The following is a 12,982-nucleotide window of genomic DNA, read 5'->3' on the forward strand; positions in this document are numbered from 1 at the left end:
TCTATAGAATGAATTAAAGACTATTTTGTTTCAAAAATCCCTGTTTAAAGAAAAAAAAGAGCTTTTCCCTAATTATAAATTACTGGGGAAAAGCTCTTTTATAAGCTTAAATCAATTTATTTTTTAAAGGTCAATTCCAGGCTTTCATTGACTTTCATGGCTTTGGAGAATACATTCCCTTTGGTTAGGGCTTGTCCATTTACTTTGCAATCTTCTCCAAATGGGTTGATGATTTTTAAGGTTCCGCCTTTTGGTGAGTTGATGACAGCCTGTATTTCATCATGATTTATTTTTTCTGCACTAATTTCAAAATTACCTTGTGCCAAGAATCCATTAAAAGAGGCTTTTTCCCAATCTTTTGGAATGGCCGGGAAAAGACGGATAAAGTCTTCATGGCTTTGTAACAACATTTCCTGTAGTCCCGCGGCAAATGCAAAGTTACCCTCAAGGGTAAACGGACGGTAGTTTAAATTAGAATAGCCTTTGCCGGATTGGTCGCCGTTGACATGGAAGCTATTAGGCAAACAGAAGCTGCTGGCGAAAATCTTCAATGTTTCTGCAGCGCCTTCACCATCTAAGGCCCTTGCCTGTAAATTGCCGAGCCAGCTGAAGGAATAGCCTACCCAGGCAGAAGATCCAACAGTCTTTAGGTTTTCTAAAGTATTCTTGATGATGGTTTGGGCTTTGTCACCATCTGACCAGTTGATCATGCTTAGCGGGTGAATGGCCATTAAGTGAGAGAAATGACGATGAGAAGAGTTAAGTGCTTCTCCAGGTGCCACCATCATCCCTGTTTCATCGATAGCATAGTCCGGCCATTCGGCCAAGATAGCTTCCCATTTTTTAGCTTCATTGTCAAGGCCAAGTTCTCTGGCCAATTCAGCGGCCTTGGTATAGGCAAATCGGATATTGGCCAAGTCAAAATTGGTAGTTTCACCAAACCATGCCCTGCGGCTATTATTGTGCATTTCTGGCGAAGCACTGATAGGGAGCTTTCTCTTTCCATCTTCGGTTTTTTCCGAAATTTCATCTAAGTAGATCGCCACTTCTTTGAACCATGGGTAAGCTTCTTCTTTTAGAAATTCCCTATCCATGCTGTACCTCCAGTGGAGGTAGAAATGATGGGATAGCCAGGCCGATACAGTTGGGCCAAATGCATATTGGATCCAGCCACCCATTGGGGCTCCGGTCAAGGTGCCTACTCCAGGAACGTTTATGCCATTGGTTTCAAAATAGGTCTCTGTATAGGTTTTGAAGGTGGGATAATTTTCCCATAACCAGTTTAAATAACCTTTGGCCAGATCCAAATGGTTGGAAGTATAACTCGGCCAATAGCTTAACTGGGTATTAAGGTCGTGGTGAAAATCACCTTTCCAAGGTGGTAGCTTGCCATTGTCCGCAGTCCATACCGCTTGTAGGGATATTGGAGGTGTGTTTTCTCTAGCAGCTGCGCCAAATTTATATTGTTCCAAGTACCATTGTTTTTGAAGAATGCTATCAGGCACCTGAAGGCTTGATTTGTTCCAGTACTTTGCCCACCAGTCAAGATGGCTGGGAATGGATGCGTCAAAACCTTCTGCAATGGCCTCTGTTGTTATTTTTTTTGCATCTTTTTCATTGTTGGTTAAATTGGTAGTAATCGACCAACAGCCTTCTATTCCATTGGAAGTATTTTCCCATCTAACGGTAATTTGATATTCAAAACCATCCCATCCAGGTTGTATATAGACAATTTCAGAAGGTGATTGCATTATTGTTCCTTGAGGATAGCCTAGTCTTCTGAGGTCATTTCTTGCAATAGGTTGATCTTTTTTTGATTCCGACTCCAAGTTATAGGTAGGAGCAATCATATTAGGGATTAAATCTTTGACATCCTTTCCTTCCAGTTTGAACCAGCCTATGGGACGGTCAGCATGGACAAAGGTGCTTAAAGTAGCTCCGGAACTCCATTCTATCTTTACTGTGGCACTTGCAATGTCCAAGCGGCTACTGGTTACTTTACCCAGCTTTTCGGTGGCAAATTCCAAGGCTGCTCCCCGGATCTTGGATGGTGCCGGTGCACGGTTATAAGGGACATCGAATAGTTCTTGTACCTTTTTATATTCATCTTTTTCCCATTGTTCCTTTACCCAAGAGAATTTATATTCTTCTCCATCCAGATTTTCCATTTTTCTCAAATCCCAAAGGTCTACATGGTCCAATGACATGCGTAATTTGTCCTGGTTTTGCCAAACCAATGCACCAATTTCCCCATTGCCCAGTGGAAGTCCCTCATCCCAGGTAGTAGGGATATAACTGAAATTAAGGTTATATGGCTGTAGGTCTTTGTGGATGTTTATTGTCTCTTTTTCCGGCAGGGAACAAGAAATTAACAATAAATAAAAAATAAGTAAAGGTAAACTTTTCATATATATGCGTTAGTTAATGAAACTTTTTAAATGTTTTCTAAATATAGTGCATTTGGTCTAATTTAATGATGTGTAAGAAATAAAACTTTATGATATGAGGAATAAAGCTTAATGTATATTCCTAAATATGGCTTCATTTATACATTCCTTTGGATTTTAAGGAAATCTTAAGATTTCTCTAAGATAGGCTTTAGTTAGAGATAATATTTTTGACACGTAACAAAAATATTTTCTTGATGCTGCAGAAGCTTATTCAATATAGCTTAAATCATAAGCTGATAATTTTACTGTTGACCTTGGGGATTATTGGTTTTGGAGTTTATTCCTTGTCCCATATCCCTTTGGGAGCGGTACCCGATATCACCAATAATCAAGTACAAATCATTACTACTTCTAAGAACTTGGCCACTGAAGATGTGGAAAAGTTTTTGACCTATCCAGTAGAATTGGAAATGGCCAATCTCCCCAATGTGAAAGAGATCAGGTCAATTTCTAAATTCGGGCTTTCCGTAGTGACGGTGGTATTTGAGGACAAGGCGGGGACTTATCTGCCAAGACAGTTAATAGCTGAAAAACTGAAAAGTGCTGAAGAAAGGATCCCCAATGGTTTTGGAGTGCCTTTTATGGGGCCCATCTCTACTGGTTTGGGAGAAATTTATCAATACATCATTGATGTGGAACCAGGATATGAAGATCAATATTCCATCACAGATATACGGACTATTCAAGATTGGTTGATAAGGAGACAGCTCTCAGGGATTCCAGGAGTGGTGGAGGTCAACACATGGGGGGGCTACCTAAAGCAATATGAAGTGGCTGTGGACCCATCGAAATTGAGGGCAATGAAAATACCATTGCGTGATGTTTATTCGGTTTTGGAAAAGAACAACAGCATTGCCGGTGGGTCCTATATAGAAAAAACCGAAGAAAGTTATTTTGTGCGTGGTGAGGGACTGGTTGGAAGTTTAGAAGATATTGAAAATATCGTCATTGAAAACAGGAATGGTGTGCCCATTTATATCAGTGATATAGCAAAGGTACAGTTTGGCCATGCCAATCGTTTTGGCGCCATCACCGGGAATGGAGAAGGTGAAAAAGTGTTGGGTCAAGTGATGATGCTAAAGGGCGCTGATTCACAGGCTGTGATCAATGCGGTGAACCAAAGAGTAGAAGAAATAAAATCTTCTCTTCCTCCAGGAATTGTGATCAATCCATTTTTGGAAAGAAGTGATCTAATAGACAAAACGACTTTTACGATTGCAGAAAACTTGATTTTGGGTTGTCTTATCGTAGTGTTTGTGGTGGTTTTGCTTTTGGGAAATTTGCGATCCGGTTTGGTAGTAGCTTCTGTTATACCACTTTGTTTGCTTTTTGCGCTGTCTTTGATGTATTTGACCGGAGTGGATGCCAACCTCATGAGTTTAGGTGCCATAGATTTTGGGATCATCATTGATGGCGCGGTCATCATTGTTGAATTTATCGCTTATCAAATTACCTCCCAAAATATAGCTCTGAGCCAATTGGAAGGAAAGGATCGGCAGGCTAAAATAGACCAAATCACCTATAAGGGAGCATCAAAGATGATGCATTCCGCGGTGTTTGGACAGTTAATCATCATCATCGTTTTTATTCCCATCCTTTCCTTGGTCAATGTGGAAGGAAAGATGTTCCGGCCTATGGCCCTGGTGTTTTGCTATGCCTTGATTGGAGCGATGTTATTATGTTTTACATACGTCCCAGTTATGGCCTCTATGTTTATTAAGCCTAGTGCATCTACTAAACCAGGCTTTTCCCAGAAGTTCATCAACTGGGTGTACTCTTTTTACCGACCAACTGTATTGTTTGCTTTAAGAAACAAAAAGATGGTACTGGCTGCATCAGGTGTATTGCTGATCACCAGTGTTTTTATTTTCAGTCGGATGGGAGGAGAGTTTGTCCCTACTTTGGATGAGGGGGATTTTGTCATCCAACCAGTGCTTAAGACAGGGACTTCACTGGAAAAGACCATAGAAACGACTACCAAAATGGAAAAGATACTGTTGGAATTTCCTGAAGTAGATCAAGTGGTCAGCCGTATTGGAGCAGCAGAAGTACCCACAGACCCAATGAGCATGGAAGAAAGCGACGTAATTATCAAATTACGACCAAAGGATGAATGGGTCAATGCAGAAAGTAAAGACGAGTTGGCAGAAGCCTTTAAGGCCAAACTGGCCATTTTACCAGGGATAGATTTTGAATTTACCCAACCCATAGAAATGCGTTTCAATGAATTGATCACTGGAGTCAGGGCAGATTTGGCCATCAAGATTTTTGGTGAGGATTTGGATATCCTTTATGAAAAAGCCCTGGAAGTGGAAGAAGCCATAAAAGATGTGGAAGGGGCTTCTGATATTATCGTAGAGAAGACGGCAGGGCTTCCCCAGATGACTGTAAAATACGATAGGGCTAAAATTGCCAAATATGGATTAAATGTATCGGATTTGAATGATTTGATAAGTATGGGCTTTGCGGGACTTCCTGCCGGGATGGTATTTGAAGGAGAAAAACAGTTCGATTTGGTCTTAAGGTTCGATCAGTCCAAACGACAAAGTTTGGAGGATATCCAAACGGCTTCTGTTCAACTTCCCAATGGTAAGAGTTTGCCTTTGAGTGAATTTGCCAATATAGCTTATACCACCGGTCCGGCGAAGATTTCCAGAGACGATACCAAGAGAAGGATTGTAATAGGGGTTAATGTGAGAAACCGGGATTTGGAATCAGTGGTAAAGGATGTACAGGAAATTATAGACAAACAGGTTGATTTGCCAAGTGGCTATAATGTAACTTACGGTGGTCAGTTTGAAAATCTCCGTACCGCCAAAGAAAGGTTGATGATCGCGGTGCCCATTGCCTTATTGCTCATATTTTTGATGCTTTATTTTGCCTTTAATTCGGTGAAAGAAGCCCTGATCATATACAGTGCCATTCCGCTGGCAGCGGTAGGCGGAATATTTCTGTTATATCTCAGGGATTTGCCATTTAGTATTTCTGCGGGAGTAGGCTTTATTGCGCTTTTTGGTATAGCAGTGCTCAATGGAATCGTGCTAATAGAAGAATTTAAAGAGTTGCGTGCAAATGGGATAAAAAATGTCCACAAGGCAGTTATGATCGGAACTCGAAAAAGACTAAGGCCAGTGCTACTGACCGCCTCTGCTGCGGCATTGGGATTCTTGCCCATGGCCATTTCCCAATCTGCCGGGGCAGAAGTGCAAAGGCCACTGGCTACCGTGGTGGTTGGTGGCTTGGTTTCAGCCACATTGTTGACACTCTTGGTGGTTCCTGTTCTTTATACTTTGTTTACAGAAAACAATAGACCACTCAAGCTTTCTACAAAAAAAATGGTGAAAATGCTATTGATTGTCGGAGTGGTGATGGGGATATTCCCTACCTCCTTTGCTCAAGAAACTGCCATTAGCCTGGATGAGGCCATTGACCTTTCCATAAGCAATAACAGTGAACTGAAAGCTGCCAGGTATGAGCTGGAAGCACAGGAACAGTTGAAAGGCGCCGCTTGGGATTTGGACAAACCAGTGCTGTATTATCAATTTGATGAAAACAATATTGCAGAAAATGGCCATCCCCTTAAAGTATGGGGAGTGGATCAAAGCCTCAAGTTTCCGACAGTTTATGGCGCACAATCCAAATGGAGAAAAAGCCGGTATTATCTACAGGAAAAAAGCTACCAACTTGATGAGTACAGGGTGAAGCAGGAGATTTCAAAAGCCTATTATACGGCAGTCTATTATAAGCAATTAATACGTAATTATAATTATTTGGATAGTCTCTATGCCCAATTCGAACAAGCCGCGCAAAGTCGCTTTGAATATGGAGAGTCCAATATGTTGGAAAAGTTGACAGCAGAAAGTAAGTCCAGGGAAATCACTGTCTTGATGGAGCAGAGCAAAGACAATTTTCGCCAGGCCTTGATTGTGCTTAATAGCTGGATTCAAGGAGATGAATATTTTACCGTATCAATGGACAGTTTGAGCATGTTGCAAAGTCCTGAGACTTATACTAACCATCCAGGTTTGGAATTCCATCAGCAATTGGTTTTATCCAAGGAAAATGAATTTAAGCTTGAAAAACAAAAGCTTCTACCTGACTTACAATTCTCCCTTTTTCAGGGAAGTAATCAGTATAAGGAATCAAAAGTATATAAAGGTTTTCAGGCGGGAATAGCTGTACCACTTTGGTTTGGTGCCCAAAGAGCCGAAATTAAAGCGGCCAAAACAGCAATGCTGGCAGCAACCGAGCAACAAGAAAATTATGAGATCCAACTGGAAGCCAAGTACCAAGGTTTGGAACAGGAAATTTCTAAATTCAAAAAAGCCATCAATTATTACCAAGAGGAAGGCAGGAGCTTATCACTTGGGCTGATCAAAAATGCACAACTTGCCTATAGCAATGGAGAAATTAATTTTTTGCAGTATATCCAGTTGCTGGAAAATGCAAGAAATATTGAGATCAATTATTTGGAAAACCTATGGCAGTATAATTTGGTATTGCTGGAAGCCAATTACTTATTATAAATAGATTATGAGAAAAATTTCAAGATATATTGTTGCTGGGATTTGCCTATTAACGGGGGCTTTTTTAATGGCAGCTTGCGGCAATGCCGATAAAGTAGGGCTAGAAGAAGAAGGAGCGGAATTAGGATTGCAATCCAATGAATTATTATTGACAGAAGCACAGCTGAAGGCCAATGATTTTGAGATTTCAGGATTCGTTGAGAAACCGTTTTATCAAACCGTGAAGGCCAATGGAATGTTGGATGTTCCACCAGAAAATAAGGTAGTTGTCAGTGCTTATTTTGGTGGCTTTGTGAAGGAACTGAAACTCTTGCCCGGCCAAAAAGTACAGAAAGGTCAAGTGTTGTTTAGTCTCGAAAATCCTGAATTTATTGCTTTACAGCAAGAGTACCTGGAAACAAAAAGTCAAATAGCTTATTTAAAGGCTGATTTTGAGCGCCAAATAGAGCTGGTAAAAACAAAGGTGAGCTCCGAAAAGAAATACCTTAAAGCAGAAGCAGACTATTTGCTGATGAAATCCCGATATGAGGCATTGGCTAAGCGCATGGCACTTATGGGGCTAAATGCAGAGCAGTTAGAGGGAAGCAGTATTACTTCCACGATCAATATAAAAGCTCCCATTTCAGGATATATCACTTCCATTTCAACAGAGAAAGGAAAATACTTGAATTCGTCTGATGTGGCATTGACCATCATTGATAATGATCATCTCCATTTAGAATTAAATGTGTTTGAAAAGGATGCTTGGAAGATCAAGGAAGGACAGGCAGTTGGATTCTCATTACAGGACAATCCTGGTCAGCTATATACCGGTAAGGTGCATTTAGTGGGTAAGGCGGTATCCGAAGAGGACCGGAGCATAGCGGTGCATGTACACCTTGATGATGAGGAAGCTTATCGGAATTTTGTTCCAGGTATGTATGCAGAAGCCAAGGTCCAAATAGATGCTATTGATGAAAAAGCCTTGCCGGAAACAGCTATTGTTCAAAAGGGGGAGAAGTATTTTGTGCTGCTTCAAATGGCCGAATCCAATGGGGAAACTAAGTTCATGGAGAAATTGGTGATTCCTGGACAAAAAGAAGCTGGCTATATAGCAGTGAAAAATGCGGGGGATTTTAAGGAAGGCTCCGTGTTTTTGACAAAGGGGGCCTTTAATTTGATTAAAGAATAGGATTTAAGGTAAATCAACTGAAAAATATCAGCGGAGGGACTGTAAAAAATTAGAAACGAATTATATAGGTCGTTTATTAGGCTGTTGATTGTTGGTTTTGTGTTCTAACAGTCAGTTTTACAGTGTTTTATTGCTGTGGTTGAGAGCACACGTTAATGGTGGTTATTAACTTATGGTGAGCTTTCTTTTAAGGATGAATAAATGAACTAATTACTTAAATAGAATTAAAAACAAGAAAAACGAGTAAATATTACTGAGTTTTTATCAAATTTACTGGATTTGTCTTTAGGCTAAGTTTAAGAAAGACATAATTAATTACTTGGTGCATTCGCAATGTTGCACGTAACCAAACATTGTAAAGTTCTTATTGTTTCTGATCTTCTCTTAAGGTACGGGGTTGTTTTATATGAACACTTAGCTTTTTTTCCGAAAACTTTGGGGAGAGCTATTGGAGAAAGGAACAAACTTTACCTGAGAGAAGTAAGAGCTTAGCTTTTAGAGGCTTCCGACTAAGGAAATAATATATCTAATTAATCCCAATTCGTTTCTCCAGAGTTACAGGTAGCATTTATAAGCTTCAATATTTGTAAAACCAGTTGATAAAAACACGATGAATAAAAAAAGGTTAATTTCTAGCAGGTTTTCTGTTTTCATAGGATTTACAGGGCTATTTCTGCTACTCTCATTTGTATTAAGAGTGCTTTTGTTTTTATGGGCAGGGAATGAAGTGGATTCATCCATTATCGCTGTCATAAAAACTATTTTAATAGGGATGTTTTATGATTTTGGAACTGTTTCATTTTTCCTGATAGTTTATGCCTTTTACCTGATCTCGCTTCCCGAGAAGCTTATTGGTAGTTTGTTGGATAAGATATTGACCTATATAGGGCTAATAGTGAACCTATTAATAATTTACTTTTCATTCTTTGCGGAATTGACCTTTTGGGAAGAGTTTCAGACCAGATTTAACTTCATTGCGGTAGATTATCTTATTTATACTTATGAGGTGATTGATAATATAAATGAATCTTATCCTATACCTTTATTAATAAGTGGAATATTGGTTTTGGTAGGTTTAACAGTATTTTGTTTCAGTAAAATACAATTGTTTAGAGCGACTTTTAGTGAAAAGACAACTATTGCTAATCGGGGGATAATGGCCGTCATAGTATTAGTATCATTTTTTCTTTTTTCCTTTTTTGTTGATAATCAGGATGCCGAATGGTCCTCAAACCGCTACAATAACGAGATCAGCAAGGCAGGGATATATTCTTTTTTTGCGGCTTTCAGAAACAATGAAATGGAATATGATGCTTTTTATGCTTCTAAAACCCTTGAATCGGCCAATGATATTGTCAGGAAAAAATTGGCTCAATCAAAAGTTGAGTTTTTAGCAGATAATGGAGTGTTTAGAAAAGTCATCAATGATACTGAGAAAGAGATCCGACCCAATATCATCCTCATATGTGTGGAGAGTTTAAGCGCGAGCTTTATGAAGACTTTTGGGAATAATGAGGGACTGACGCCTCATTTGGATAGTTTGGCTGGGAGAAGTATATTTTTCAACAACCTTTTTGCTACCGGAACAAGGACAGTGCGTGGAATGGAAGCCATAAGCCTGTCTATTCCTCCTACACCTGGGAGGAGTATTGTTAAAAGACCAAAAAATGCAGGTTTGTTTACCATTAATGAGGTTTTCAAGGAAAAGGGCTATGAGAGTTATTTTTATTATGGAGGGGATGGTTATTTTGACAATATGAATGCTTTTTTCAGCGGTAATGGATTCAATATAATAGATAGGGGAAGGGGCTATATACCAGAATATGAAATAAAGACTTCCAGAGAATTGATTTCAGATGAAGAAGTTAATTTTGAAAATGCTTGGGGGATCAGTGATGAAGATCTTTTTAAGCAGGTCATTGAGCATGCTGATCAGAGAAAATCATCGGACAAACCTTTCTTCAATTTTGTGATGACTACTTCCAATCACAGGCCTTATACTTTTCCAGAGGGAAGAATAGACTTGCCCCAAGGTTCAAGGTCTGCTGCTGTGAAGTATACTGATTTTGCTATTCATGATTTTATCCAAAAAGCTTCCAAAAAACCTTGGTTCAAAAATACAGTTTTTATTGTGATGGCTGATCACTGTGCGAGCAGTGCAGGAAAGTGGGAATTAAATATTGAGAATTACCGTATTCCTGCTTTGGTTTATAACCTTCCAGGATATGAACCTATGAAGATAGATAAGCTGTGTTCACAAATTGATGTTTTTCCCACTGTATTCGGAATGATGGGTTGGGAGTATAATAGCAATCTGTTTGGACTAAATGTATTGGAGCTTAAGCCAGAAGAAGAGAGAGCTTTTATTGGAAATTATAGAAAACTTGGTCTGTTGAAAAGAGATAAGCTATTGGTATTGGATGATCAGAGGAAAAGCAATTTTTACCAGTGGGATGATCAAACATTTAAATTGGAAAAATTGCCCGTGGATATTGATTATCTTGATGAAACCATTGCGTATTATCAATTGGCATCTTACCTCTATAAACATGATGGACTTAAAGTAAATCAATAGTGAAGGTGCTGTTCAACAAGAAGAAATAGTTCCAGTTAAATAAAAATGGAAATAGCCCATGAATTTACTGATTATAGAAGATGAGCCAGGTATTGTGAGATTCTTAAAGCAAGGCTTTGAAGAGGAGGGATATCTGGTAGAATCTGCAACTGATGGTGCTCAGGGCCTGGACATGGCCCTTTCCAATGATTATAATATTATCCTGCTGGACTGGATGATTCCGTCTATAAGTGGTATAGAGGTCTGTAGGTCATTTAGGAAACATAACAGCAAAACCCCCATCATCTTTCTTACTGCAAAGGATGAAGTGACTGATGTGATTTTTGGACTTCAAGCTGGCGCAAATGATTATATCAAAAAGCCCTTTCACTTTGAAGAATTATTGGAAAGGGTAAAAGTCCAGTTAAGACCGGTCAGTGGAGAGCATGAAAAATTTTCTGTGGGCAATATCCATATGGATATCGGAACACATCAAGTATTTAAAAATGGGGAAGTGGTCTACCTGACCCAGAAGGAATTTGCGCTTTTGGAATACTTACTGAGGAATAAGGGGAAAGTCTGCCGTAGGACACAGATTATAGAGCAGGTATGGGATATCAATTTTGACTATAACTCAGGAGTGATAGATGTGTATATCAATGCACTGCGAAAAAAACTCAATTTGGAGGAAGGAGAGAATTATATCCAAACCATTCGAGGCGTAGGGTATATAGCGAAGGAAATATGAAGCTCAACTTCAAAAATAGGATTGCCTTTTATTACCTGATAGCTACCTCCGCGGTGAGTGTATTGGCTTTCGGCTTTATTTACTTTATTGTTCAGAAAACTGTTTATGAAAGCCTTGATCAGGACCTGACCTTTGAAGCGAACAAGCACTTATTGGAAATAGCCGTTGAGGGAGACACCATCTACTTTACCCATAAGAAAGAATGGGAGGAAATTGAGCATAAAGAAGTGCAGATCAATCCGGTTTTTTTGCAGCTAATGGGCTTGGATGGACAGGTGATGGATAAGTCTCCCAACTTAAAGGAAGATCATTTGGATATGCAGCAGCAGGTCTCTTTGGGGCACCATTATGACACCAGACTAAATAACAGGCCGATCAGGCAAGTGCATATTGGTATTCAAAAAGAAGGGCAATTGAAAGGGTATATTGTCGCAGCAGTTCCCTTGGAGGCTTCTATCATGGTATTGTCAAATTTGATGAAAACTTTACTGATATTGTTTCCTGTTTCAATATGGGTGTTGTTTCTTATATCCAGGTACCTTGCAGGAAAGAGCATTGCGCCTATAGCTAGCATTATCTCTACTACCAATAGCATAACCAAAAACAATTTGGCAGAAAGGGTGCCATTGCCCAATAATAAAGATGAATTATTTGAACTGTCCACCTCCATTAACGGGCTTTTGGATAGGATAGGGGCGGCACTTGAGCGGGAAAAACAGTTTACTTCAGATGCCTCCCATGAACTGAGAACGCCTTTGGCCGCGCTGAGGGGAACCTTGGAGGTCCTGGTCAGAAAGAAACGGAATATTGAGGATTATGAAGAGAAGATTTATGATAGCCTTCAAGAAGTAGACCGGATGTCAAAAATAGTGGAACAGCTATTGTTCCTGGCCAGGAATGATTTGAATCAGGCCATTAAAGGACAGGGAAAGGTTGCAATTGCCGTATTGGTAGATGAGATTTTGGGTAGGTACCAAAGTCAAATAAGGCAAAAGAAAATCAGTATTTCCCTGACTTCAGATCAATCAGGAGACTTTTTGGTTCCTTACTATTATGGCAATTTAATGCTGGATAACCTGATCAATAATGCCATCAAATATAGCCATGATAGGGGCAAGATTGATATTAAACTTCAGTATGTGGCTGGGCAGTGTCATTGTTATATCAAAGATGAGGGAATAGGTATCAGGGAGGAAGATCTGCCCGTCATCTTCAATCCCTTTTTTAGATCACAACCCTTGGAGCATAAAGAAGTAAATGGTAATGGCTTAGGCTTATCCATCGTAAAGAAGGCCGCGGAAGCCATTCAAGCTAAAATCGACGTTCATAGTAAATTTGGAAAAGGGACTTGGGTACATTTGGTGTTTGAGTGAGGATGCAAGTATTCAAAGATGAGTAATGTTTGCTTATGATGTAAGTTTTCAGAATATTGAAGCATATTTGATTTTATGTATATCAGCAGTTGTGGCAGTTAAGATTAAAAGAGATGCTGAACGATTGTTTAAACTAAAACAATACTTGCTTCAATCTTCA

At 39.5% G+C, this 12,982-nt stretch carries 6 protein-coding genes; 5 read left to right on the forward strand and 1 reads right to left on the reverse strand.

Going from position 1 to position 12,982, the window contains the following annotated elements; genetic code table 11:
• Nucleotides 1-116 precede the first annotated feature (116 nt).
• A complete protein-coding gene (locus KZP23_RS15380; RefSeq protein WP_226332677.1) occupies nucleotides 117-2,408 on the reverse strand; it encodes a glycosyl hydrolase family 95 catalytic domain-containing protein in 2,292 nt (763 codons plus the stop codon).
• 236 nt (nucleotides 2,409-2,644) lie between these two features.
• On the opposite strand from KZP23_RS15380, the gene KZP23_RS15385 reads away from it, so the two are divergent.
• The 5 genes from KZP23_RS15385 (at nucleotide 2,645) to KZP23_RS15405 (ending at nucleotide 12,822) form a co-directional block, all read left to right on the forward strand.
• Nucleotides 2,645-6,976 carry a CusA/CzcA family heavy metal efflux RND transporter gene (locus tag KZP23_RS15385; RefSeq protein WP_226332678.1) on the forward strand — a complete coding sequence of 1,444 codons (4,332 nt, stop codon included), beginning with the start codon at nucleotides 2,645-2,647 and terminating at the stop codon, nucleotides 6,974-6,976.
• Between the two features lie 7 nt (nucleotides 6,977-6,983).
• Complete coding sequence (locus tag KZP23_RS15390; RefSeq protein ID WP_226332679.1) at nucleotides 6,984-8,147, forward strand: efflux RND transporter periplasmic adaptor subunit; 1,164 nt, start codon at nucleotides 6,984-6,986, stop codon at nucleotides 8,145-8,147.
• 610 nt (nucleotides 8,148-8,757) lie between these two features.
• Complete coding sequence (locus tag KZP23_RS15395) at nucleotides 8,758-10,722, forward strand: LTA synthase family protein (RefSeq protein WP_226332680.1); 1,965 nt, start codon at nucleotides 8,758-8,760, stop codon at nucleotides 10,720-10,722.
• A gap of 58 nt (nucleotides 10,723-10,780) precedes the next feature.
• On the forward strand, nucleotides 10,781-11,449 hold the full coding sequence (locus tag KZP23_RS15400) for a response regulator transcription factor (protein ID WP_226332681.1): 669 nt from the start codon (nucleotides 10,781-10,783) through the stop codon (nucleotides 11,447-11,449).
• Nucleotides 11,446-12,822, forward strand: a complete 1,377-nt coding sequence (locus KZP23_RS15405) for a sensor histidine kinase (RefSeq protein WP_226332682.1) — start codon at nucleotides 11,446-11,448, stop codon at nucleotides 12,820-12,822. The genes KZP23_RS15400 and KZP23_RS15405 overlap by 4 nt, the downstream gene beginning before the upstream one ends.
• Nucleotides 12,823-12,982: the final 160 nt, after the last annotated feature.

This window comes from Echinicola marina, from assembly GCF_020463795.1.
Lineage (GTDB): Bacteria > Bacteroidota > Bacteroidia > Cytophagales > Cyclobacteriaceae > Echinicola > Echinicola marina.